General features: G+C 41.7%; 24 protein-coding genes. 9 read left to right on the plus strand and 15 right to left on the minus strand.

The features are described 5' to 3' along the window. Both CLV57_RS00005 and CLV57_RS00010 read left to right on the plus strand, forming a co-directional pair. Positions 1–252, plus strand: a 252-nt coding sequence (locus CLV57_RS00005; protein WP_317044557.1) for a glycine cleavage T C-terminal barrel domain-containing protein, incomplete at its 5' end; no start/stop codon positions are given. A gap of 31 nt (positions 253–283) precedes the next feature. After that, a complete protein-coding gene (locus CLV57_RS00010) occupies positions 284–1048 on the plus strand; it encodes a 2-phosphosulfolactate phosphatase (RefSeq protein WP_100339330.1) in 765 nt (254 codons plus the stop codon). A gap of 35 nt (positions 1049–1083) precedes the next feature. On the opposite strand, the gene CLV57_RS00015 is transcribed toward CLV57_RS00010, so the two are convergent. The 4 genes from CLV57_RS00015 to CLV57_RS00030 all read right to left on the minus strand — a co-directional run bounded on the left by CLV57_RS00015 (position 1084) and on the right by CLV57_RS00030 (position 4421). Continuing rightward, positions 1084–1968, minus strand: coding sequence for a DUF4349 domain-containing protein (locus tag CLV57_RS00015; RefSeq protein WP_100339331.1), 885 nt, complete (start codon positions 1966–1968; stop codon positions 1084–1086). A gap of 112 nt (positions 1969–2080) precedes the next feature. After that, a complete protein-coding gene (locus CLV57_RS00020) occupies positions 2081–2407 on the minus strand; it encodes a nucleotide pyrophosphohydrolase (RefSeq protein ID WP_100339332.1) in 327 nt (108 codons plus the stop codon). 3 nt (positions 2408–2410) lie between these two features. Then, positions 2411–2869, minus strand: a complete 459-nt coding sequence (dtd, locus tag CLV57_RS00025) for a D-aminoacyl-tRNA deacylase (RefSeq protein WP_100339333.1) — start codon at positions 2867–2869, stop codon at positions 2411–2413. Between the two features lie 43 nt (positions 2870–2912). Next, positions 2913–4421: a glycoside hydrolase family 10 protein gene (locus tag CLV57_RS00030; RefSeq protein ID WP_245856753.1), complete on the minus strand. Its 1509-nt coding sequence runs from the start codon at positions 4419–4421 to the stop codon at positions 2913–2915. A gap of 353 nt (positions 4422–4774) precedes the next feature. Here CLV57_RS00030 and CLV57_RS00035 point away from each other — a divergent pair, with 353 nt between their 5' ends. Continuing rightward, positions 4775–5686 carry a hypothetical protein gene (locus CLV57_RS00035; RefSeq protein ID WP_100339335.1) on the plus strand — a complete coding sequence of 304 codons (912 nt, stop codon included), beginning with the start codon at positions 4775–4777 and terminating at the stop codon, positions 5684–5686. A gap of 74 nt (positions 5687–5760) precedes the next feature. Here the strand turns inward: CLV57_RS00035 and CLV57_RS00040 are convergent, their stop codons facing one another. From CLV57_RS00040 to CLV57_RS00050, 3 genes are all read right to left on the minus strand, one after another. Continuing rightward, a complete protein-coding gene (locus tag CLV57_RS00040; protein ID WP_100339336.1) occupies positions 5761–6423 on the minus strand; it encodes a hypothetical protein in 663 nt (220 codons plus the stop codon). Between the two features lie 66 nt (positions 6424–6489). Next, a complete protein-coding gene (locus CLV57_RS18250; RefSeq protein WP_157799018.1) occupies positions 6490–6711 on the minus strand; it encodes a hypothetical protein in 222 nt (73 codons plus the stop codon). A gap of 145 nt (positions 6712–6856) precedes the next feature. Beyond that, positions 6857–7993 carry an acyltransferase family protein gene (locus CLV57_RS00050; RefSeq protein WP_100339338.1) on the minus strand — a complete coding sequence of 379 codons (1137 nt, stop codon included), beginning with the start codon at positions 7991–7993 and terminating at the stop codon, positions 6857–6859. Between the two features lie 169 nt (positions 7994–8162). Between CLV57_RS00050 and CLV57_RS00055 the strand changes: the two genes are divergently transcribed. Beyond that, the gene (locus CLV57_RS00055; protein ID WP_100339339.1) at positions 8163–9506 is read left to right on the plus strand and encodes a sigma-54-dependent transcriptional regulator; all 1344 of its coding nucleotides are present in this window, start codon (positions 8163–8165) and stop codon (positions 9504–9506) included. Between the two features lie 64 nt (positions 9507–9570). Here the strand turns inward: CLV57_RS00055 and CLV57_RS00060 are convergent, their stop codons facing one another. After that, positions 9571–11670 (minus strand): LruC domain-containing protein, encoded by a 2100-nt coding sequence (locus CLV57_RS00060; protein ID WP_100339340.1) that lies wholly within the window; start codon positions 11668–11670, stop codon positions 9571–9573. A 420-nt stretch (positions 11671–12090) separates the two neighbouring features. Here CLV57_RS00060 and CLV57_RS00065 point away from each other — a divergent pair, with 420 nt between their 5' ends. The 3 genes from CLV57_RS00065 (at position 12091) to CLV57_RS00075 (ending at position 15588) form a co-directional block, all read left to right on the plus strand. Then, the gene (locus tag CLV57_RS00065; RefSeq protein WP_100339341.1) at positions 12091–13539 is read left to right on the plus strand and encodes a circularly permuted type 2 ATP-grasp protein; all 1449 of its coding nucleotides are present in this window, start codon (positions 12091–12093) and stop codon (positions 13537–13539) included. A gap of 107 nt (positions 13540–13646) precedes the next feature. Further along, the gene (locus CLV57_RS00070) at positions 13647–14582 is read left to right on the plus strand and encodes an alpha-E domain-containing protein (protein ID WP_100339342.1); all 936 of its coding nucleotides are present in this window, start codon (positions 13647–13649) and stop codon (positions 14580–14582) included. A gap of 25 nt (positions 14583–14607) precedes the next feature. Next, positions 14608–15588, plus strand: coding sequence for a transglutaminase family protein (locus CLV57_RS00075; protein WP_100339343.1), 981 nt, complete (start codon positions 14608–14610; stop codon positions 15586–15588). Between the two features lie 15 nt (positions 15589–15603). Here the strand turns inward: CLV57_RS00075 and CLV57_RS00080 are convergent, their stop codons facing one another. From CLV57_RS00080 to CLV57_RS00090, 3 genes are all read right to left on the minus strand, one after another. Then, the gene (locus tag CLV57_RS00080) at positions 15604–16122 is read right to left on the minus strand and encodes a thioredoxin domain-containing protein (RefSeq protein WP_169927047.1); all 519 of its coding nucleotides are present in this window, start codon (positions 16120–16122) and stop codon (positions 15604–15606) included. 11 nt (positions 16123–16133) lie between these two features. Then, positions 16134–17147: a Gfo/Idh/MocA family oxidoreductase gene (locus tag CLV57_RS00085; protein WP_100339345.1), complete on the minus strand. Its 1014-nt coding sequence runs from the start codon at positions 17145–17147 to the stop codon at positions 16134–16136. 97 nt (positions 17148–17244) lie between these two features. Further along, positions 17245–17799, minus strand: a complete 555-nt coding sequence (locus CLV57_RS00090) for a DUF4142 domain-containing protein (RefSeq protein ID WP_100339346.1) — start codon at positions 17797–17799, stop codon at positions 17245–17247. Between the two features lie 279 nt (positions 17800–18078). On the opposite strand from CLV57_RS00090, the gene gcvH reads away from it, so the two are divergent. Next, a complete protein-coding gene (gcvH, locus tag CLV57_RS00095; RefSeq protein WP_100339347.1) occupies positions 18079–18459 on the plus strand; it encodes a glycine cleavage system protein GcvH in 381 nt (126 codons plus the stop codon). Then, entirely contained in the window at positions 18460–18855 is a 396-nt protein-coding gene (locus CLV57_RS00100) for a VanZ family protein (protein ID WP_245856758.1), read from the plus strand. A 120-nt stretch (positions 18856–18975) separates the two neighbouring features. On the opposite strand, the gene CLV57_RS00105 is transcribed toward CLV57_RS00100, so the two are convergent. The 4 genes from CLV57_RS00105 to CLV57_RS00120 are packed head-to-tail and all read right to left on the minus strand — an operon-like array spanning position 18976 to position 23593. After that, positions 18976–19950, minus strand: coding sequence for an L-histidine N(alpha)-methyltransferase (locus tag CLV57_RS00105; protein WP_100339348.1), 975 nt, complete (start codon positions 19948–19950; stop codon positions 18976–18978). Between the two features lie 12 nt (positions 19951–19962). Beyond that, positions 19963–21111, minus strand: coding sequence for an ergothioneine biosynthesis protein EgtB (egtB, locus tag CLV57_RS00110; RefSeq protein WP_100339349.1), 1149 nt, complete (start codon positions 21109–21111; stop codon positions 19963–19965). Continuing rightward, positions 21112–22683, minus strand: a complete 1572-nt coding sequence (locus tag CLV57_RS00115; protein ID WP_100339350.1) for an ABC transporter permease/substrate-binding protein — start codon at positions 22681–22683, stop codon at positions 21112–21114. It abuts the gene before it with no gap. Further along, entirely contained in the window at positions 22676–23593 is a 918-nt protein-coding gene (locus CLV57_RS00120) for an ABC transporter ATP-binding protein (protein WP_245856760.1), read from the minus strand. The genes CLV57_RS00115 and CLV57_RS00120 overlap by 8 nt, the downstream gene beginning before the upstream one ends. Positions 23594–23595 lie beyond the last annotated feature (2 nt).

A 23595-nucleotide genomic window follows, 5' to 3' on the forward strand; every position in this document is an offset into this window, starting at 1 on the left:
GGCATTACCAAAAAACTGGTTGGCTTTGAAATGCTGGAAAGAGGCATCCCAAGGCATGATTATGAGATAACAGATGCCGATGGCAACACAATAGGCAGGGTTACCTCCGGCACACAATCTCCATCATTACAAAAAGCTATTGGTATGGGTTATGTACCTACGGCTTTTGCTAAAGAAGGTACCGAGATCTTTATCAAAATAAGAGATAACAAAATTAAAGCAAAAGTGGTTAAACCACCGTTTGCCCCCTAAGGGGGAACTTCCCATCATTTAAATTAAAAAATTGAATAAAGATACTAATAACACTCCCCCTTCAGGGGGCCGGGGGGCTGGGGCTAAACTACAGGTTTGCCTTACTCCTGCTCTTATACCCCTGTATAAGGTTGAGGATTATATCGTGGTCATCATTGATATTTTCAGGGCTACTACCTCTATTTGCTACGGCATTGAAAACGGTGCTGAAGCAATCATTCCCGTATCAAAGGTAGAAGAGTGCAGCGCCTACATTGAAAAAGGGTTTGATTACCTGTTAGCCGCCGAGCGCGATGGCGAAGTTGTGGCAGGTTTTGACTTTGGCAACTCGCCGTTCTCCTACACAAAAGAAAAGGTGAATGGTAAAACCATTGTTTTAACCACTACCAATGGTACACACGCTTTGCACCTCTCGCGTATGGCTAAAAAGGTAGTGATAGGATCTTTTTTAAATATCAGCTCGCTTTGTAACTGGCTTAAACAGCAGCAGGACAATATTTTGTTGGTTTGTTCCGGCTGGAAAAACAACTTCAACCTTGAAGATACCTTATTCGCAGGTGCTGTTGTTGAGCAATTAAAAAACGAGGGTTTCAAAATAGATGACCCCGCCATTGCCGCAAATGACATGTTCGGCTTAGCTAAAAACGACCTTAACGCCTATCTCAGCAAAACATCACACAGTGAGCGTTTGAAAAAATTAGGTATCGAAAAAGATATAGCTTTTTGTCTGAATGTTGATGTAACCACCGCCATCCCGGTTTTAGAAGGAGAGCGCCTGGTGAAACTGAAACTATAATATAGAGTAGCGACCCAAAGTTTGCGTCGCTATTCTTATTCCTTTCTTTTGCTTTTACGCCACTTCCTGAACGCGTAAACAACCATAACCAACACCAACCAAATTGGCCACCAGGCTACAAAACCGAAGAACATGCCGCCTAAGGTATACCAACCGCTGGTTAAAGCGTTTTTAATTTTATAGCCGAATGTTTGCCCGTTGTCCTGAACGGTTTGTTTAGAATAGAAGGTAATATTCAGAGAGCTATAAGCCACCTGCTTAGACAAATAATTGAGCTGCCCCTGGGTTGATTCAATACTGCTTCGTATTTCTGTAAGTTTATCTTCAATCTCTAACAGGTCAGACACCTTACTGCCCTTGTTCAGCAACTCTAAATAGCGCGCTTCCAGTTTCTTTTTATTGGCCAGTTGCGTGGTAACATCAATAAACTCTGTAGTTACGTCTTTTATGCGGATATTTTTAGAGTCGATGCTCTCTGCATTAGTAGATACCGCAGTCAAAAACGCATCGAAATTTTTAGCGGGAATGCGGGTATTGAGTGTTATCTCTTTCTGGCCGTCGTAATTATTTTCACTCTCCTCAGAAACATAGCCACCAAGTTTTACCAACGATGCAACCAAAGCTTTTCTGGCAGCAGTTATGTCAGCAGTTTTAAACCGGAGTTCGCCTTCTTTAATGATCTTTTTCTCCATCTCCTGCGGCTTGGATCCAAGATCAGGCTTTAACACTGGCGGCGGAAATTTTACCTGATTAACAACCGGTGGCGCCATTGCCACTGCCATTGTTTCGGCATTCCCCACCGGCTCATCTATTCTTATTTCAGCGTTCGGATCAGCCGTTATCTTATCATTTTTATTATCCGGCCCTTTACAACCCTGAAATACCAAGGCAAAAACAGTTGCAATTAAAATCTTTCTCATAACAAGTAAATTAGGTTTAGGCTAAACTAAAGTTTTAATTCAACAAATGCAACAAAATTGCATTTAAATTTTACTCAAAAAAAGACGCGATATTACCGCGTCTCAACATTTTTCATTTCAGCTTCTCGTTATTCTTATGCCGTTCCGCATCGCGGATGCTTTTCTTCTCGAGGTTTTTTTGGAGGGCTTCGGTAAGGTCTATGCCGGTTTGGTTGGCCAGGCACACCAGCACAAATAAAACGTCAGCCATTTCATCAGCGAGGTTTACTTCTGTATCCGACTTTTTAAAAGATTGCTCGCCATATTGCCGCGCCATTATGCGGGCCACCTCACCCACTTCCTCCATTAATATAGCGGTATTGGTCAGTTCGTTAAAATAACGGATGCCGGTTGTTTTTATCCAATTGTCAACGGCCTTTTGTACTTCCGACAATTCCATATGCTAATAGTTATCCTTGTCTTTTGTGTTCATAATTATGGTAACCGGCCCGTCGTTAGTGAGGCTTATCTTCATATCCGCCCCAAAAATCCCGGCAGCCACCTTTTTGCCGCTTAACTCTTCCAGTTTGATTATCATTTTCTCATAAAGGGGAATGGCTTTATCCGGTCGCGCAGCGCGAATAAACGACGGGCGATTGCCCTTTTTGGTTTGAGCGAATAAAGTAAACTGTGAAATAAGAAGGATGCCGCCATCCACATCGGCAAGCGCTTTGTTCATAAGGCCGTTCTCATCGGCAAAAATTCGCAATCCGCATATCTTTTGCGCCAGCCATTGCAGGTCCTCATCAGTATCGGCATCTTCAATACCTAATAATATAAGCAGACCGGTTTCAATCTGACCGGTTACATTGCCGTCTACCTTACATACTGCTTCTGATACTCTTTGTATAACTGCTCTCACGGAGGAAAGATTTTATTATAGATGCTATGTTACCATCAGCAACCTAATTTATAATAGCTGCTATGGCCGGCGTTCGTTCGCTCTCATTTTTGAGCCGGTCTATCGCCGTTATAACATACAAATAAGTTTTGCCGGGTTGCACTGTGGTATCATTAAATACAGTACCTATGTTATAATTAATGCGCAGAATATTTTCAGGGTTTTCCAGGTTGATCTTTTCTGTATTTTCAAAGCGATAAATAACATACCCGTAAACAGGCTCTTTATCTGCAGCAAGTAATGGCACTTCCCATTTTAGCTGTACGGTTCGTGGCGCTATTTTGGTTACTGATAAATTACGTGGCACATTCGGCGCAACCGAATCCAGCCAAAGCATAGGCGGAGGCAAAGCCGGGTAACGGTAAAAATTCTGCTTCAGGGTATCTGTAAACCCATATAGGTTTTTGGTTAACGAATTGGAGCTAAAAAATACACTTCCCTGTACCCGCGGATTTTCGCGCAGATACCTGATCTGATTAGGTAGTTCATTAGTATTATGAAAAGCTACAGACGCTTTTTCTGCCATACGATATGGGGCTTGCCCTATATATAAATGGTGATTGTTGGTGTAATTGCTCCACCAGTCAACCAAAGTATTAAAAGCAGCAAGCCTGTACCCAATTTGCCAATACAATTGCGGATTGATATAATCCAGCCAACCTTCTCTTATCCATTTGCGCGAATCAGCAAATTGGCCATAGTAGGAATCACCACCACGTGTATCAGAGCCTTCCGCGTTTTGCGATTTGTTGGCCCATATGCCAAACGGACTAATACCAAACTTAATGCGCGGGTTATGTTTGTGCACGCTGTCGGCAATCATTTTTATTAACTGGTCAACATTGTTGCGGCGCCAGTCGCGTATGTCTTTAAACTCGCCGCCATACTTGGCATAACTTGCCGAGTCATTTATTTTTTGTCCGGATATGGCATATGGGTAAAAATAATCATCCATATGCACGCCATCTATATCGTAATTATCTACCACATTTAATATCACCTTTACAATGTACTCGCGCACCTCAGGCAATCCGGGGTCAAAGTGTTTTTTGCCGCCATATATAAAAAACCACTCTGGCTTTAAATTGGTAATATGATCAGGGCTTATCAGGTTAAATCTGGCGTCATTAGTAGCACGGTAAGGGTTAAACCAGGCATGCAGTTCCATCCCCCGTTTGTGGGCCTCGGTTATAGCCAGTTGCAACGGGTCATAAAACGGAACCGGTGGTTGCCCTTGCTTTCCGTTAAGCCAGCGGGCCCAGGGCTCACTGCCTTTGGCATAAAAGGCATCGGCGGCTGGCCTAACCTGGAACATAACCGCATTGATGCCCGTTTGCTGGTGGGCGTTCAAAATATCTATCAGCTGTTTTTGCTGGTCGGCCGAAGGCATATTAGCACGTGTAGGCCAGTCAATATTCTCTACAGTAGCTATCCAAACACCTCTAAACTCGCGCTTGGGCTCAAACGGCACCTTTGCAACGGTATCAATAACGGGGCCTTGCGCGGCGGCCATAAAAGGCACAATTAATAGTAAAATTATATATCGATATAAATACATTAAGCGGTTTTTTGTGAGGAAAGTGCAAAGATATAAACTCAATTGCTTGCCTGTTTATTATTAATTTTTTAATTAGTTATTACCAACAACATGGCGTTTTGTTACCCGTTTTTAGCATAAAAATTTTATCACCTGTTACAAACATTATTACATTTTTCGCATTTTTACGTATAACATTTAATTAAATAACCATTAATGTCCATAAAATATCCTTTATTTTGGAGCGTTAATTATTAATAATACCGTGCAAAAAGTTTGCAGCCTGCTCATGGCAGGGCTGTTAATACTTAATTTAATCATCAATTTTTATGGAAAACCAACAAGAACAAACGCCTAAAAAAAACTCCAATGTTATTTACTTTTTAATATTGGTGATAATTGCGTTGTTAGGAACCGATGTTTATTTGTACCTGAAAAAAAATAAGGCCGACGACAGGATTGTTTATGTAAACGATCAAAAAACCCGCCTCGAAACTGAATTAGACAGCCTTGAAGCGCAAATAGCCCAGGTAAATGCAGGCCGCGTACGCATGACGAGTGAAATGCAGGCAAAGAACGATTCTTTGCAGGCTAAAATAAAAGTATTGCGCAGCGAACTGGCGAAAGGAAAATTAACAGCCGCCGAACTTTCAAAAGCACAGGAGGACGTTAAGCAGCTACGCTATTTTGTTACCAAATACACTGCCGACATTGAAGAACTGAAAAAACAAAATCAGGATCTGACCATTGAACGCGACACACTACGCACCAATCTTACTACTGTTGCTGCCAAAGCTTCTGATCTGGAAAAACAAAATCAAGACCTGAACACCAAGGTACAGGTTGCTTCAGCCTTAAAAGTTGGCGCTATTAACATTGTTGGTTATAAGGTTAAAAGCAATGGTAAAGAAAGCGATGAAACCAAAGCCAAAAACGTTAACAAGCTAAAAATAGCGTTTACCGTAGCGGGAAACCAGGTAGCAGCTAAAGGAACGCATGATATTTTCTTCAGGATAATTGACCCAACAGGCAATTTGATCACTGCTACAGATGGCGGAACTTTCAGCGCAGACGATACGGAGCTGCAAGCTACTTACCGCACATCAATTGATTTTAATGATGACGGCAAAACCTACGTGGTTGACTGGATGAGCCAACAGCCCTTCCAAAAAGGCACCTACACCATTTTAATGTATGCCGATGGTTATACAATGGGCAAAGGCACACTTTTTCTGAAATAGAGAATTACATCTATCATAAAAAAATCCCGGTACTTAAGCGTAACCGGGATTTTTTTTGTGCTTACATAGCACAATTATTTTGAAGCTGTTATAGCAGCAGTAGGCTTTATTAAACCATCTTTCACCATTTGCTCCTGTATGGTTTTCAAATAACCTTTTAAAAAGCTGTTAATGCTTGTAGGATCATAAGTCTTTGATTGTGCCGTCCATATCAATTGTTCAGTCTTAGCATTATAAAGGTTGGTTTCCAGATAATAAACCTTGGTTTCGTCGTAGTAGCCCGGGTCATATAACGATGGGTACCAGTTATTATAATAGTTCCAAAAAGAATTATAATAACCATAACGTAAACCTGGATTCCACATACCCATACCTGGGCGGTAATGCGTTTCGGTATCTTCCTTCAGCAAGGCTATAGTTAAAATACCATCAGACCCGGTACCTTGTATGCGGCTAAGTACCAGATCTTTTCTCTGCGCGTTATTGTTATTAAAATCCGGCGGAAAAGCATCAAGGCTTTTATCAACCTTAATTCCCTGTTCCTGTAATTTTTCCTGAATCCCGTTTTCTACAGCTTGCTTGGCTGCAATGTTAGTTGTTAAAGCCGCTACAAATATGTGGTCAAAATTGTCGGCGGTGGCGTTTGGCTTACGCCATGAGCTGGTTATTTCGGTAGTGGTGCTACACCCTGCCAATAGCGCAGCCAGCGCTATAAATATGGTTACTTTATTTTTCATAGGTGTTTAACTTTTTTAGTATAACACCCGCTAATAAGCAATGGTTTCTTTTAAAGAAATTAATTTTCAGAACATTAAGCCTTCACTTTTTTCCAAATCGCTACTTTTTTCCTTTGCAGAATGGCGTAGTGATATGGAAACTGTAAACACAACAATACAGCAAAGTAAAATTATGCAGGCGTATGTGTTTTTTGTGGTGTTATTATCCATAAACGTTAAGGCGGCTAAAACAAGTACTACAATAATAAGGGTTGTTAAGGTGGTGCTTAAAGCAACGTTGTTTTTCATGATAATAAGTTTTACGCTTTAACAATTACAAATCATACGCCAATGTTATTTACAGCCTTATTTAGCTCCAAATTACATGTTATCAGCTGCAACTAAGCATTTTTATAAGTTAGCGGGAAATTCAATGCCCAATTGGCGGCCCATTTTAGCGGCTAAAAAACCCCAGTAAAATACGTAATGGTGTATGCCTTAGCATTTGTACAATTGCAAGGGTGAGGAAAAATACGGTTACAAAAAACAGCGTTTGCAGCTCGGTGAACTGAACTATGCTAAACTGATTGATGTGAGCTTTAATAAAGGTGTTTACAACAGGCACCAATTGCATAATTACCAACGAGTGGATCAAATAAATGCCGAATGTATTTTGGCGGGGTTTGAACCTGTCAATAAAGCTCACATTGTCAGACTTTAATAAAACAATAAACAATAGTACAGAAAGCTCTGCATTTGAAAGGCGTAGTGAAGCATAAGCGTCTGTACAGCCTAAGTGAGTTAAGTTAATTCCCTCCATACAGGCCAGCCAGAAAACAACAAGCAGTATACAACAAAGTATAGTTATAGAAAAGTTATCCAGGATGTTTTTTATTTCATCAATATTCCGTTTAATGAACATACCCAACCATAGGTAAAATACATACCCTAAAAATGCAATAGTATGGCTTACGGGTATCCAACCCAAGTAAAGGTTAATACCATGAAATATGCTCAAAACGGCCAGCAGTACGGCAAACCATACTTTGTTTATATACTTTTTTAAAGCAACCAGTATTAAAGCTGAAAAAACAGCCACCGGTACAAACCAGTAAGCAGCATGAAAAACCGACCCTTTTATAAGCGAAAACAAAACTATTGATGTGTGCATCAAGTTCCCTTTGATCAATCCCCTAATAGATATTACATCAATCAGCTGTATTATAACAACTAAAAAAAGGAAAGCCATCCACGGAAAAATTACTTGCTTTAAACGGTGGCTTAAATAAGTTGCCGGGGTATAAATTTGTATTTTATCGTACAACAAAAAACCTGATACCAGGAAGAACATAATAGTTCCTACCCGCCCTGTCTGAACCATAACTGCATGCAGCATTTGGTAATGGATGTTATTCAACAGGCGTTCTTCATAACTTAACAAACTATGGCCCCATACTACAGAGCATATGGCTATAAACCTGATAACATTCATACGTGCGTTGTATGCTACCGCTGCATCATTTTTAATTCCGGTTATTGCCTCTGATGGACAAATAGCATCGTTCAGCAAAATTGTGTTGGTTGGTTTCATTTGGTTTATATATTCTTATAAGCTATATTCATAAAATATACCAAAACATAAACAACTGATAATCAGTGTAATTATTTAAATTATTATTCCATTTTTTGGAAAATTTTCTATATTTAATAAACCTTGCTTTCTTTACCCGTTAAAACAACCATTTCTTATTATTTAACACATGAGCGCTTACCATATTTTTATTGTTGAAGACGATGTTTGGTACAGCGAATTATTAAATTATCAGCTTTCTCTTAACCCTGATTACCAGGTTACCCGTTTTACCACTGCTACTGACTGCATAAAAAATCTGCACAAAAAGCCTGATCTGATCACCATTGATTACTCGTTGCCAGACATGACCGGTGCCGAGCTATTTAAGAAAATCAGGTTGGCCGATGCATCTGTACCCGTAATTGTAATAAGCGGTCAAAGTGACGTAAACACAGCGGTTGATCTGCTTAAAACCGGCGTTAGCGATTACCTCGTCAAGAACGACAACATTAAGGAGCTGCTGTGGAATGCCGTTATACGCGTACGCGAAAATCAATCGCTTAAAAAAGAAGTTGAGCACCTGCGGGAGGAACTGGGGCATAAATATGAGATAGGGAACATAATGGTGGGCGCGTCGCCTGCTATTAAAAAGATATTTGGCTTAATAGAAAAAGCGGCAAAGGCCAACATCAATGTATCTGTAACCGGTGAGACAGGTACCGGTAAAGAATTGGTAGCGAAGGCCATACATTACAACTCCGACAGGGCTAAAAAACCTTTTGTTGCCCTTAACATGTCGGCAATACCGTCAGAACTTTTAGAAAGCGAGTTGTTCGGTTATGAAAAAGGCGCATTTACAGGAGCCAACTCCCGCAAAACGGGAAAATTTGAAGAAGCTAACAAGGGCACATTATTTTTAGACGAGATAGGCGAAATGGAGCCGGCCATGCAAAGCAAGCTGCTACGTGTTTTGCAAGAACGTGAACTAACCCGCCTTGGCGGCCACGATAAGGTTAAGCTTGATGTACGATTAATTGTGGCCACTCATAAAAACCTGGCCGAATTAGTAAAAAAAGGCACTTTCCGCGAGGACTTTTATTACCGCATAATGGGCTTACCTATTGAATTGCCTCCCCTGCGCGACCGGGGTACTGATATTTTACTGCTGGCAAAGGCTTTTCTGGATGAATTTGTTAAAGAGAACCGGATGCCGGCTAAGCAATTAAGCAACGAGGCTAAAAACAAACTGATCAGCTATTCCTTTCCCGGCAATGTACGGGAACTAAGATCAGCTATTGAACTGGCGGCTGTGATGTGCGATGGGAAAGAGATCACTGCTGACGACCTGAGCTTTCACACTTCCGGCAGAGACAACATTGTAGCAACCGGCGATAAAACATTAGAAGAATATACGTGCGATATTATCAGAGCCTACCTGCATAAGTATGAAAACAATGTGGTTAAGGTTGCCCAAAAGTTGGATATAGGCAAATCAACCATTTACAAAATGTTGCAGGAGCGAAAACTCTAAAACCGTTTAAACAAAAAAACCGTCCCGAAAAATCGGGACGGTTTTCCGAACACTCAAACCTTAGTTACTTAGTATACAGGTTTGAGTTAACGCGATAGCCTGAACCGGTATTAGTATACCAATCCGGGAATAATGATCCGCCTGAGCTGGCCCAATCAGCAAAGTGCGGATACGCGTCGGTTATTTTAACTTGTTCTAAGGGGTATGTAAAATTATCTGCAAAGCTTATAGCCCATGGCCAGTTGTCTTTGGTTAAATAGTATCTTGATGAAGATGGGATTGAGTTATCATCACCCTGGCCCAACAACTTAGCATCGGCTTTATCAGTTGGAGCGTAACCCGGCAAGTGCACTTCATGCGTGCGGCGTGAGTTACTGATGAGGAATGAGTTGATACTTGCACCTGTTATGGTTGACTGTGCAACCGGAGTTGAAAGTGTCATTACCACTGTTGCTGTAGCGCCGTTAGTAACTTTATCTCTTGAGTTTAATACGTTAACAAAGTAGCCGTTATCCGGGTTGTTCAACATCAGGTCGGTGTTATCAAAAGGTATAATAACCGCTTTGCTTTGACCAGCTTCAACACCATTACCTGCCAATGAAATATAGTTGTCTTTAAATTTCTGACCGGTAACGCTTGCTACGTTAGATGCAGCGAATGGGAACTGAACACCGAAACCATTTTTAAATGATGCACCTACTGCGGTAACGTTGTAATCGCCTTTTATAGTAACTACTTTATTTTGTGCATTGCTTTCAAAAGTGTAACGGTATTTAACTACTACGTCATTCAGGTCGTAATCGCCTTTGGTTGGCCAGTTATCTTCAAAAGCAATGTTAGCATAGCCACTTGCTGATGGATAGTAGCTTACATAAGCTTTACTTGCATCATTAGGGAAAGCGTCTAACTCGTCCGCTACACCATCGCCATCAGCATCGCCACCTTTATCAACAACCGGAACACCCACATTAGAGATACCTGTAATAGGGTTTGATGAAGCATAGAATACTAAGTCGTTGAAATCGTTATCTGAACCGGTTTGTCTGTTTAGATCTTCAAATCCAACTAAAGTAACTTTGTTTACATCATCATATAATACTACGGTATGTTTCTTTAATGCCGAATTAGTTTCAGGGTTAAGTTTATCGTCTGAATAGAATTTGGTATTGCCTGTTGCTACTCCTTTACCAGTCCAGCCGTTGCCAATTAATACAAAACCAATTGAAGTTCCCGGGTCAAAAGTTCCTAATTTAACTTTGTTACCAGATTTTAAGCCGCCGCCTGATCCTGCGCCCGATGCATTTGGAAGAATAATAGTTACTTTATCTATATCAGATTCGCTTGTAGGAGCACTACCTGTTTTGTAAGTATAAAACCCTAAAGTGTTAAGGTTACCTGCGCCTTCGGCAACAAAAGTTATCCAGACATCTGATTTTTCAACAACGTTAAGTGTTGAGGTTACTTTGCTTGATAAATATTCCGGGTGCGTATCAGGAACCGGTTTGTATTCAGGCAAAGACGCGTTTACATAGCTCAATAACGAAGCGCTGATCACATCATCATTAGGCAACAGAAACTTGGGAACGCCCAGGTTGAATGGTGTTTGTGAAGTGTTTACAATAGCATCACTTGAAGAAGTATAAGGTGATGGATAAACAAATGTTATGCCCGAAGCCAGTGTGGTTAACGTTGAGGATGATGAGCCGCTTTGTTCAACTATTGCTTGTGGAACTATGTCGCCACCAAAAACAGACGGACCACCTATAGTTGCACTAACCGAAGAACCATTTATGTTAGCTACAGCATTACGCATTAAACCAACATAAGCCGGGTCAATAACCAACTGTTTAACTGTTGCCGGGATAGTTACAGCTGCAACCAGGTTTCCGCTGGCATCAGTCACTCCCTTATATATAGCCGCGTTTCCATTAGTATTTGCCGGATTATATAGGCTAACTACTACCCCTTTCAAAGCATCGCCGTTTGGCGCTTTAAGCGAAAGTGATACGGTTACGTTTTTTGTGGTAGCAAAATTAAAACCATCAGGTGCAAGTTTTGTTATGTTATTACCACCGTTGGTATTTTGATCTGGGGTAATGCTGCTTTTTTTGCATGCTGCTAATAAAGTAAGTGCAGCTAACATCAGGGGAGTAAATTTTTTCATTCTATTATTGGGCTTTTATCGTTGATCCGGTTTATACAAAATACGTTCCACCGTGCCAAACCTGCATTTCAAGCCTAAAAACGATGTTTTGCCCCATGCCACAATTCCATTTTTTGGAATAAAATCCATATTATGGAATATTGGAGATTGATTTTAAATTTGGATTGAAACAAGAGTTCAGCTAAAATTTGAGCTCCTATCGTCTTTAACTATAGGGCATGAAAGCGATTAACCACACAAAACGCCCATCACTATTTCGATTATTGCCCATACATCCATTACATTTTAGAAATATTTAAATTTTATTGATAAATAATTATAAATATTTCAAAATAAATTGCATTTTTATAAAAAACAACTCATATATTTCATTATTGATGAAAAAATTGAGTAACCAATAATTTAAACGAGCGATTTTACATGCAGGAATCAGCCTATTTTAATGAATATAGCCCTATAAGTGGCGTTTGGGATGAAATGTATGGTGATGATTCCAATGTACGCGATCATTATCGCAAAGTAATTGAATACATTTCGGGCGAATCTGCCGACGATCTCAATAAAAAAGAGGAGTTAGCTAAACGTCTCTTCATGAGCCAGGGTATAACCTTTACTGTATATAATAGTGGTGAAGGAATTGAAAAAATATTTCCTTTTGATATTATTCCACGTATCATAACAGCTGCTGAGTGGGCTTTTGTTGAAAAAGGCATTAAACAGCGCCTAACCGCGCTCAACCACTTCCTTAAAGATATTTACCATAACCAGTTTATAATTAAAGACGGCATAGTACCTATTGACGTTATTTACTCCTGCCCGCATTTTTTGCGCGAAATGTACCAGTTGAATGTACCTTATGACATCTACATTCACATTTCCGGTATAGATCTTATACGTGACAGCGATGGAACATTCTACGTGCTGGAAGATAACCTGCGTACGCCATCAGGTGTTAGCTATATGCTGGAGAATAGGGAAATAACCAAACGTTTGTTTCCCGACCTGTTGCCACAATGCGGTGTACGCAGCGTTACCGAGTATCCCGCTATATTATACCGCAATCTTTTGGCGCTATCACCACGGCAAATTGCCAACCCAACCATTGTGCTGCTAAGTCCGGGTATATATAATTCAGCCTATTTTGAGCACACCACACTGGCGCGCTTAATGGGTGTTGAATTGGTTGAAGGGCGCGACCTGGTTGTTAAAGACCACAAGGTTTACATGAAAACTACCGTTGGCCTGCAACAGGTTGATGTAATATACCGCCGGGTTGATGATGATTATCTTGATCCGTTGGTATTCAATCCGCAAAGCATGTTGGGTGTTGCAGGTATAATGGGCGCTTACCGCAAAGGCAATGTGGCCATAGTAAATGCTATTGGTAATGGCGTGGCCGATGACAAAGCCGTTTACACCTATGTGCCGCAAATGATCAAATATTACCTGAATGAAGAGCCTATATTGAAAAACGTACCAACGCACCAGTTAGGCAATCCGGATGAAATGGATTATGTGTTTAAAAACATGAACCGAATGGTAATAAAACGCACCAACGGCAGCGGCGGCTACGGTATGCTGATGGGGCATGCAGCATCTGACCAGGAAATAGAAGATTATAAAAAAGAGATACTGAAAGAGCCACGCAACTTTATAGCACAGCCAACCATCAGCCTTTCGGCAGCGCCATGCTACATGCAGGGAGAGCTTAAACCGAGGCGTATTGACCTGAGGCCCTATGCGTTGTTCGGTCCGGATGGTATTGAGATAGTGCCTGGCGGATTAACCCGTGTAGCGCTCAAAGAAGGCTCACTGGTAGTAAACAGTTCACAAGGCGGGGGCAGTAAGGATACGTGGGTGCTGGCATAGGCCCCCTAACCCCCTAAAGGGGGAACAAATAAAACTTTGTTCATGAAGACATTTTTAAATAAAATATTAATTATTACTCCCCCTTTAGGGGGCTGGGGGGCTGGCATATGTTAAGCAGGGTAGCAGCAAGTTTTTTTTGGATGAGCCGATATATTGAGCGCAGCGACGGTTTATTGCGTATGCTGAAGATCAATTACGCCTCATCACAGGATACCATTGAAGAGTTTACCTGGGAACCGGTAATTGTAATGTACTCCAGCTTAAGCGACGAGGAAGCGGCAGCTTTTGAGAACGATAGCCGAGCGGTACTAAAGTACATGGTTACCGGCAAGGGCAACTCTAATTCTATTGTGAACATCATTACGCTGGCTCGTGAAAATGCCCGCGGCGTGCAGGAACACATTACCAAAGACCTTTGGCAGTGCCTTAACGAGTACTATCATGCGGTAAAGGATAGCAAACTGGAACGCGCTTTACAACGCGAAGATCCTATTGGTTTGCTGGATGTGCTCATTAAGCAGGTAATGTTGTATTACGGCACGGTTGAAATTACCATGGAACGTGGCGAAGGACGCAGCTTTATGAATATGGGTAAATACCTGGAACGCGCCATACAATCTGTTGATATTTTGGATACAAAGTTTGGGTCTATTTCAGAAAACCCCGACCTGTTAACAGATACCACGTATTGGAAACACCTGTTGCTGTCATTAGGCGGTTACGAGTTGTATCTTAAAACCTACCGTGAGGGCTTTGAGGCGGAGAATGTTTTGGAGCAGGTAGTATTGAACAATGACTTTCCACGCTCGGTTATCTACTCCATTAACAACATACAAAAGTATTTTGAACGCCTGAAAAAAGATAGCAATCTGGATAATTTCAGGGAGTTATCTTTCCAGATAGGCCGGCTTCAAAGTCGCATTAAATACAGTTCGGTACGCAGCATAAAGCAAGAAGGGCTACACCACTTTTTGGCACAGATCCGCAGTGAGTTGTACGGAATAAGCGATGCTATGAATCAGTATTATTTCGGCAATTCGTAATTAATTAAGGTTAAAAAAACACACAATGCCTGAGTTTCAAATTCAACATATTACTACCTACCTGTACGACAGACCCGTTAGAGACAGCGCTAATCAGATCATTCTCTTTCCAATAAAGGATGATTATCAAGATGTTATCAAGCATGATGTTATAGTAAGTGGCAGCCCATTGGTTGATACCTTTATTGACTACTATGGTAACGAGGTAGGTACTTTCACCTATAGCGAGCCGCATTCCATGCTGGTCATCACATCAAAAGTACTGGTAGTTACCAAGCATCGCCCTCTGCCTATTAATGATATTTTCCCCGCGCAGCAATGGGAAGATCTTAAACCATTAAAGCATATGGCCCCTTATATTGATTTTTTAAGGCAGGAACAGTTTGAGGGGTTGGCCGATCTGCAAAAAGTTGTTGACGAAGAATGGTCAATAGACGACACCCCCTACCAGGTGGCTTTGCGGTTTTGCCAGTATGTGTATGATAATTTTGAATACATAAAGGGTGTAACTACAGTTGAAACTACCTTAGATGAAATCTGGAAAATAAAAGCGGGTGTATGCCAGGACTTTGCACATATATTAACCGAAATGCTGCGATTGGTTAAAATACCCGCGCGCTATGTTAGCGGCTATATTTGCACCTACAAAAACGGCATGCGCGGCGAAGGCGCTACCCATGCCTGGGCCGAAGCTTATATACCCGACTATGGTTGGCTGGGCATTGACCCTACCAATAACTGCATAGCCAACGAAACGCATGTTAGATTAGCCGTTGGCCGAAACTTTAGCGATTGCTCGCCGGTTAAAGGCGTTTACAAAGGCGCTTCGGGGCACCGCCTGGAAGTGTCGGTAACTGTCGATGACGAAATTGGCAACGCGCCTGTAGAAAGTTCAACGGTTGAGATCATATCTGCACCTACGCCGGCTGATGCCAACGTTGTAACTAAAAACAGCTATCAACGTTACATGGAAATGATACAACAGCAACAACAGCAGCAGCAATAATTGCTGCTATTTTAATTATAATATCGCTTTCTTAACAGCGGCTACCAGATCATCAATCTTAGGTTCTTTTGAAAAAGCTTTGGTTAGCTTGCCTTGTTTATTGTAAATAGCTATGTACGGCGTGGTTTGCACCTGATAGTAACGCTGTACAGGGTAAAAGCCATACTTTAAATAATCAGGATACTCGGTACCCATAACTATGTTTTTGTACTTGTATAGCTGATAATCGCGTTCAAAGTTTTTGATCATGCCCATCCACGGATACTCAGTTTTAGAGAAGGTAACCATTACTATCTGAATATTTTTAAGCACATTCATCCTGTCTTTCATTTCCATGGTTAGTTGCTGGCAGTGCGGGCAATCCGTACCAAAATAAATGATCATGGCGGGCTGTCCCTTTTTAAGGTCCGTCCATTGGGTAAAAGTACTGTCGGGTTTTAATATACGATAATGTGCAATAGTACCATTATTGGTTTGCGCATTGCTGCAGCCGGCTGCTATAACCAGACCTAAAAAAAATAATAAGCGTTTCATCATCTTTAAAATCATTGAAGCATTTCCATTTGCCATACCAAATGTTCTTCTGTTATGGGGTATAACGCATTTTGGCGTATGGAATGATATACCGCGTAAAATAAATTATTATAGTCGCCCTTAGGGGCCGTTATCATTTCAATATTTTTTTTCCCGTCAATGCCCACTGTAACCAGCCTGCCATCACAACCTTCCGGCTCTACGCCGTAAGCAGGATCATCGGGCGAAACCGGAATATTTAATTGTGCTTCCTGAACATCGCAACGGTGTTTACTAAAACTCCCTAACGAGCCATGCACCACATAAGCAGGAAGTGCATCTGCAATTAACAAGCCCGATACCAGCGATACCACTAAGCCGCCAGGGTAAACAAGCCTTAGGTTAATATAATCAAATATCTCGGTACCTTCGCGCTGTTTGGTTTCGATCTTATCAAATGACAGTGGTTTTCCAAATAAATGTATAGCCTGGTCAACTATATGCGGCCCCAGTTCGTAACCGGTACCGGTAACCGGCGTATCTCCGGTTTCTTTAAAAGGCTTTACAGAAAGCTCAGGTTTATATCTGTCAAACCTGATGTGCATCTCAGTGAGTTTACCTAACCTGCCGCTTTCAATAACTTCCTTTACAGAGAGAAAATCACTGTCCCAACGGCGGTTTTGGTAACCAAACACCTGCTTTCCCGTTTTTCTGGCCTCATCAAACAAAGCCTTTGCCTCGGCAGCATCAGCACAGGCTGGTTTTTCAATTAAAACATGTTTGCCAGCTTGTAACACCCGTTTGGCTAATTCAAAATGGGTAAAGTTAGGCGTATTAACTATGATGAGTTCTATCTCAGCATCATTTAACAGCTCTTCAACCGAACTGTAGCTTAAAACATCCGGATAGTCGGCAACCATTTTCTTTTGGTTGCGCTCTACAACCGCCTTCAGTTTAAATTGTGGATTAGTGCTTAAGAATGGAGCGTGAAATACCTTTCCCGACATACCATAAGCCATTAAACCGGTAACAATTGGAGACGACATATTGTAGTTTTATGTGTTAAATTGATTAACGCAGCCAAATTATTGCTTTAAAAGGGCTATTGCAAAATTTAAAGGTAAAAAGCAGGCTACGATGTTGTTATTTCATGCTATCCCGAATAGCGAAAATAGCCTCAAGGTGCCTTTTGAACACCAGTATACCCTTGCGTGCAATGGCTTTAACATCCTTATCAAAACAGTTTTTTTGCGCCTTTTCAAAAACATCAATAGCGCTTTTATGGTCGGCGGTTATGTATGCTATGTAAGCGTGGTCAAAGTCTTTACCCATTTTACTGTTCAGATCAGCTATTTTGCCTGCGGTTGGCGCCGTCAAACTATCAGGTAGCGGAATCCTTTTATCCGACGCCAGTTTTTCCAGTTTAGCCAGGCCCTTGGTATAATCCTTCACCATAATGCGTCCGAAGTTCTTAATGCGCTTATCTGTGCCTTTCTCCATAGCCAGCTTACCGGCGGCTATTTCGGCATTTACACCATCACTTACCGTTGCTATAAAATCGGCATCAACTTTTTCAACTACCATTAACGGCTGGTGTTTTCCGCTTTTCTTTTCAACGGGTTGTTCACTGCAGCCTGCCACCGTTATAATACACAGTAATAAGAGCGCTAGGTTAATTCTGTACTTTATGAATGGCATGGTTAATTGGTTTATAACTAAATTAAGCTTACGTGGCGTAGCTTATCCTGAAATAGATTTACAAAAATCGTTTCACTCGTCTCATTTTCGTTTCACACAAAAACAGCATATTATTAACTGTCAGCTATTTCTATAAAATATCGTTTCAAATCGTTTCCTATCCACAGTGAGACGATGAAACGGTGCAGCGGTTTATAAAATTAAATGTAAGCTTTATACCTAACTTATTTCTGTTCAATAAAGTTTTCTTATTTTTGGGAACATAAAAAATTGATAGAAATGAACTTTCCTGCTGAGTTAAAGTACACCAAAGATCATGAGTGGGTACGCGTTGAGGGCAACGAGGCCTACATTGGCATTACCGAATTTGCACAGCGTGAGCTGGGCGATATTGTTTACATTGACATTACTTCGGTAGGAAAAGAAGTGGCCGGCGAAGAAGTGTTTGGCACGGTTGAAGCGGTTAAAACCGTATCAGACCTGTTTATGCCGCTTACCGGTACCGTATTGGAAGTTAATCCCGGGCTTGATGCTCAGCCGGAACTGGTTAACAGCGACCCCTACGGTGATGGCTGGATGGTAAAAATCACTATAGCTAACCCTGCAGAAGCCGATGCTTTATTATCTGCCGATGCTTATAAATCGCTTATCGGCGAATAAATGGCTGCATGGCTAAAATATCAAAGGCTCACTTTATGGTGGGCCTTATTTGTTTTTATAATGTGCAATGCCAACCTGGGGCATATAGGCAGCTCTCCCCGCTTCTTCCCCGGGTTTGACAAGCTGGTGCACTGCGGTTTCTTTTTTGTGTTTGTTGTGTTATGTGTAAACGGTTTCATAAGGCAACAAAGGCTTAACCGCTTAATGTATAAGCACGCCTTGTTCATCTTGCTGATCGCTATTGTATTTGGCGGACTGATTGAGCTATTGCAACTCACCATATTTACCTGGCGCAGCTGCGAGTGGGCAGATCTGTTTGCCGACACCGTAGGTGCAGGTATGGGAATATTTAGTATTTTAGTAACTACTTACGCTGTTGATGATGTTAAAAAGTAAATTTATTCTATTAGGACTGGGGCTGTTACTATGTACATCTGCCTGCGGCATTTTTAAGAAAGACTGCGGCTGCCCTAAGTTTGGCAAGGTAAACACCCCTGCCAAAACAAGCAACAGGGCTTAGGCCAGCCACACGGCATCCATAAACCATTTTTTACTGTCAAACAGTTCGCGCACAGGCGTAAAGTTGGCTTCAAGCGCCATTTGCTCTGTTTCGGCAATAGTGAATTTCTGAGATATTTCCATAAAGATGTACTCATCCTTTTCAAAGCGGATGACCTCATTTCCTATATGCACTGTTTGGGCTTCTGTACTTACCAGGTAGCTTTTACATGCTCCGGTTTCGGGATCGTAAGTGGCATAGTGGTCAAAATGCTCAACATTGAAGTTGGCATTTAGTTCCTTGTTAATACGCAGCAACAGGTTAAGGTTAAATCGCTTAGTGATACCCTCCTTATCGTTATAAGCCGCCAACACCGTTTTAGGCGATTTTTTCAGATCGATGCCGATCAGCAGCATATCTCCGGGAGATAAATGCCTGTTCAATTCTTTTATAAAACCAATGGCTTCTGGCACCGGCATGTTACCTACATTTGATCCTAAAAACATCACCACCTTGCGCCGGGTTGAAAGGCGCTCGGCCTCCTCAAGCATATTGAAGTACTCGCCGTTAAGTCCGATAATTTGCAGCCCAGGCAGGGTTTGAGGTAAAGTTTCGTTCAGGTAGCAAATTACGTTATCCGAAATATCTATCGGCATGTACGTAAAGTCAACACCTTGCTCTAATAAATAACGCAACAGGTAAGCTGACTTCATGGCATCGCCTGCACCTAACTCGATCAAGTCAAATGGGCCGCCATCTCCGGCTATGGCTGCGGCCAGTTCGGCTGTTTTCTTAGAGAATATTTCCAGTTCGCAATTGGTAGGATAATACTCCTCGCAATTCATCAGCTCCTGGAATATCTTATCGCCGTTAGCGTCATAAAAATATTTGGATTGCAGACGCTTTGGGGTGCTTTTTAACCCATCAATAACATCGCTGTAAAATTGAGCCGTTTTGGCATCAGTTGTTTCTGTTAAGGTAGCTGTGTTCATTTTATGTAGATGTTATTTGGCCAAACGTATGCCCGTAAATTGCCAGCGTAAGTTAGTTTGAAAAAAATTGCGGTAGGTTTTTCTGCTGTGGCCCGGAGATGTTACCTCTGATGCACCACGTAAAACCATTTGATTGACCATGAATTTGCCATTGTACTCGCCAATAGCACCCGCTGCTTTGGTAAAACCCGGGTAAGGCAGGTAAGCACTTTCCGTCCACTCCCAGCGTGAGCCCCAGTTGAACTTGTCGGCTGCCGCTTCCCATTCAAATTCGGTTGGCAGGCGCATCCCTTTCCAGGCGGCATAAGCGCAAGCTTCAAAATAGCTAATGTGGCAAACCGGCTCATTCAGTTTAAGAGGCTGTAAGCCGGCGTAAGTATAATGGTGCCATTCACCGTCTATCAAATGCCAGTATAGCGGCGCTTCAACTTTGTTGTTCTTAACCCAATCCCACCCCTCAGCATGCCAGTAGCGGAAATCATGGTAACCATCGGCCTCTATAAATTCCAGATACTCTGCTGTGGAAACCAAGTTGGCGCTTATTTCATAGTTATTGAGGTAAACTTTATGTCTGTTCAGCTCATTGTCAAAGCAAAAACCGTTGCCCTCAAAACCAATTTCATAAATGCCTTCAGGCATGGTAACAAACCCAGTAGTCGTTTCCTCTATCTTATGCGCAGGATGGTTTTTATTGTACGCCGGGAAAAGCGGATTGTGGCCCAGTATGTATTTGATATCTGTAAGCAACAACTCCTGGTGTTGTTCCTCGTGGTTAAAACCTAATACAAGCAGTTCCTTTATATCGGCAGATGGCTCTTCGCATAAAAAGTTCAACATTGCCTCATCCACATATTCGCGGTAACGATAAATATCGGCAACAGTTGGGCGACTTAAATTACCTCTATCTGTACGGATCACGCGATTGCCTACGGTTTCATAGTAACTGTTAAACACGTAGTTGAACTCACTATTATATTCCTGGTAGCCCATGAAGTAAGGCTTCAATATAAATGTTTCAAAAAACCAGGTTGTATGCCCTAAATGCCACTTAGGCGGACTCACATCTACAACCGGCTGCACCACATAATCCTCCGTTTGAAGGTGGCTGCAAATGGATTCGGTGAGCTTACGCGTGTTAAGGTAACGGTCTTTTAAATTCATTTACTTTTCGTCCAGATAAAGTTTCAAATCTGATATAGTTGTAACAGCCAATTGCTGTGCTTGTTTTCGTCGCATCATTAAAGCATACGCATTGTTAAACCCTATGGGTTGTAACCATTTGATATTATAACGGTTGCTAAACTCAGTTTTAACATATTGATATGTTTTGTCCCTGTCGCCGGCCAAACTGTCAACTGTTGCTTTCGGTGCCTGCAAAATCGCTAACAAACCGGTTCCGGTATATTCGGGATAAAAATCTATTTGGTTATTGGTAAGCGCATCAAAGCATATTTTAGTGCCTCCTAAACCAGTTTTCGCAGATGCGGTGTAATTGGTATAACCTTCAATCAACATAGCATACATACTTGCCAAAATGTACTGTTCACCAAAAATTTTTGACCCGATGCGCACTACACCTTCCTTACCTTTTCTGGCAGGCCGCCATAGTTTATTTGCTACTAAAAAATCTTTAGCTACCTGCTCAGGACTTTGGTGAAGATAGTCTGTACGGTAGTTTAATTCCGTCATAATCTTGTCGTTTATTTTGCCGGATAACAGATTTAAAGCTTGCTCAAGTTTGGGAAATTTCCTTAAAGCGGTTTCACTTACTATCGGGGCGGCATAATAAGGTGGAAATATCTTTTTGTCATCAATCAATGTAACCAGGTCAAAAGCTTTTAGCCTGCCATCAGTTGAATATCCGCTTATTACGTCCAGTTCCTTTTCAAACGCGGCTTTATACATTACCGCATCGCTTATAACAATAGTGTGGATCTTTAATCCATACTTGCTTTGCAAACCAAGGTTACCATCCTGCCTGCCCATAAATTCGGGGGTAAAACCGGCAGTAAGTTTGCTGCCGTACGCCGATGGCAAAAAATAAAATGAAGAGAGCAATAACACTAAAACGGGTGCTGCAATTGCAACAACCTTTACTTTTTTGAGGTTGAAGTTTTGAAGCAGGGAGAGCAAAGTATCAAAAACAATTGCCAATAAAGCAGCCGGGATAGCTCCGGCCAATATCATGTTGGTGTTGTTTAGTGATATGCCGCCGAAAATAAATTCGCCTAAACCACCTGCTGCAATGTAAGATGCCAGGGTAGCTACACCAACATTAATTACCGTGGCCGTACGCACACCTGCGAATATTACCGGCATAGCTAAGGGCAATTCAACCTTTGTTAGCACTTGCGCTTCAGTCATACCCATGGCCACCGCTGCTTCACGTACATCTGTATTAACTCCCACTATACCTGTGTATGTATTGCGGATTATAGGTAGCAAAGCATATAAAAACAGCGCGACAATGGCCGGTTTAGCTCCAATACCCAATACAGGTATCAGGAATCCCAATAATGCGATACTCGGTATGGTTTGCATTACTCCTGCAAAACCTAAAACAACTCCCGCCAACTGCTTTTTGCGACTGATCAATATCCCTAACGGCAGGCCAATTATGATGGCTATAATGAGTGAAACAAAGGTAAGCCCTACATGCTGCAGGGTTTGCGTTAGCAACTTATCAGCCTGTTGATGCATAAACTGCCATAATGATTGCTGTGTTTCATTCATGGCGGTAAGTTTTTACATGCTGATAAAAAGCGGCCATCAAGTCAGCAAAGCTCAGAGTGTTTACTTGTTGGTTATGTTGATCGGTAACAGTGAGCAAATCAACGTTGTGCTGTTTGAACAGTTCTAAAACTTGCCATACATCAGCATCCACGTCTAAATTGATGCTGCCTAAGTTATAAGCACCAAACTCAGGTACAGGTACTATTTGGAGTAATTTTACAGCTTTGAATTGTAACAGCAGGTTTTGCTCCTTTAAAAAATCAACTGCAAATTTATTGGAAGGGTTAAACAGCAGTTCGGACGGTGTACCCATTTGTATTATGCTACCCTTGTCCATCAGGCAAACTCTGTCGCTCAGTTCAAAAGCTTCCTGCACGTCATGCGTAACCATTATTACGGTTTTGCGCTTTAGCTCGTCCAAGTTTTTAAACTCCGCCTGAATTTTAGTTCTCGTAATGGTATCTAATGCACCAAAGGGTTCGTCCATTAACAAAACAGGCGGATCTGCTGCCAGCGCACGCGCTAAACCAACCCGTTGCTGTTGGCCACCGCTCAACTCGGCCGGGTATGCATTTAGATAATGTCTATCCAAATGCAGCTTCTCTAATAGGTTGAAGGTACGCTGCTCAATTTTTTTACTATCCCATTTAAGCATCCGGGGCACAACTGCAATATTCTCTTCAATAGTATAGTGAGGGAATAAGCCGTTATTTTGCAAAACATATCCAATCCCTTTTCTTAAATGTTCGGGCTTAATGTTTTGTATATTCTCGCCGTTTAAAAAGACACTCCCCGATGTAGGCTCAATTAAACGGTTGATCATTTTGAGCAGGGTAGTTTTACCGCATCCGCTGGTGCCTAATAAAATTATCTTTTCGCCTTGCGCAACTTCAAAAGAAACGTCGCTCACGG

Source organism: Mucilaginibacter auburnensis, assembly GCF_002797815.1.
Classification (GTDB): Bacteria; Bacteroidota; Bacteroidia; order Sphingobacteriales; family Sphingobacteriaceae; genus Mucilaginibacter; species Mucilaginibacter auburnensis.

What these genes read in the sequence shown, in the direction of transcription:
- CLV57_RS00015 (WP_100339331.1), bottom strand. Translation starts at nt 1,968, where the DNA reads ATGAGAAAGATTTTAATTGCAACTGTTTTTGCCTTGGTATTTCAGGGT.
- CLV57_RS00020 (WP_100339332.1), bottom strand. Translation starts at nt 2,407, where the DNA reads ATGGAATTGTCGGAAGTACAAAAGGCCGTTGACAATTGGATAAAAACA.
- CLV57_RS00030 (WP_245856753.1), bottom strand. Translation starts at nt 4,421, where the DNA reads ATGGCCGCCGCGCAAGGCCCCGTTATTGATACCGTTGCAAAGGTGCCG.
- CLV57_RS00035 (WP_100339335.1), top strand. Translation starts at nt 4,775, where the DNA reads ATGGAAAACCAACAAGAACAAACGCCTAAAAAAAACTCCAATGTTATT.
- CLV57_RS00040 (WP_100339336.1), bottom strand. Translation starts at nt 6,423, where the DNA reads ATGAAAAATAAAGTAACCATATTTATAGCGCTGGCTGCGCTATTGGCA.
- CLV57_RS18250 (WP_157799018.1), bottom strand. Translation starts at nt 6,711, where the DNA reads ATGAAAAACAACGTTGCTTTAAGCACCACCTTAACAACCCTTATTATT.
- CLV57_RS00050 (WP_100339338.1), bottom strand. Translation starts at nt 7,993, where the DNA reads ATGAAACCAACCAACACAATTTTGCTGAACGATGCTATTTGTCCATCA.
- CLV57_RS00055 (WP_100339339.1), top strand. Translation starts at nt 8,163, where the DNA reads ATGAGCGCTTACCATATTTTTATTGTTGAAGACGATGTTTGGTACAGC.
- CLV57_RS00060 (WP_100339340.1), bottom strand. Translation starts at nt 11,670, where the DNA reads ATGAAAAAATTTACTCCCCTGATGTTAGCTGCACTTACTTTATTAGCA.
- CLV57_RS00065 (WP_100339341.1), top strand. Translation starts at nt 12,091, where the DNA reads ATGCAGGAATCAGCCTATTTTAATGAATATAGCCCTATAAGTGGCGTT.
- CLV57_RS00070 (WP_100339342.1), top strand. Translation starts at nt 13,647, where the DNA reads ATGTTAAGCAGGGTAGCAGCAAGTTTTTTTTGGATGAGCCGATATATT.
- CLV57_RS00075 (WP_100339343.1), top strand. Translation starts at nt 14,608, where the DNA reads ATGCCTGAGTTTCAAATTCAACATATTACTACCTACCTGTACGACAGA.
- CLV57_RS00080 (WP_169927047.1), bottom strand. Translation starts at nt 16,122, where the DNA reads ATGAAACGCTTATTATTTTTTTTAGGTCTGGTTATAGCAGCCGGCTGC.
- CLV57_RS00085 (WP_100339345.1), bottom strand. Translation starts at nt 17,147, where the DNA reads ATGTCGTCTCCAATTGTTACCGGTTTAATGGCTTATGGTATGTCGGGA.
- CLV57_RS00090 (WP_100339346.1), bottom strand. Translation starts at nt 17,799, where the DNA reads ATGCCATTCATAAAGTACAGAATTAACCTAGCGCTCTTATTACTGTGT.
- gcvH (WP_100339347.1), top strand. Translation starts at nt 18,079, where the DNA reads ATGAACTTTCCTGCTGAGTTAAAGTACACCAAAGATCATGAGTGGGTA.
- CLV57_RS00100 (WP_245856758.1), top strand. Translation starts at nt 18,460, where the DNA reads ATGGCTGCATGGCTAAAATATCAAAGGCTCACTTTATGGTGGGCCTTA.
- CLV57_RS00105 (WP_100339348.1), bottom strand. Translation starts at nt 19,950, where the DNA reads ATGAACACAGCTACCTTAACAGAAACAACTGATGCCAAAACGGCTCAA.
- egtB (WP_100339349.1), bottom strand. Translation starts at nt 21,111, where the DNA reads ATGAATTTAAAAGACCGTTACCTTAACACGCGTAAGCTCACCGAATCC.
- CLV57_RS00115 (WP_100339350.1), bottom strand. Translation starts at nt 22,683, where the DNA reads ATGAATGAAACACAGCAATCATTATGGCAGTTTATGCATCAACAGGCT.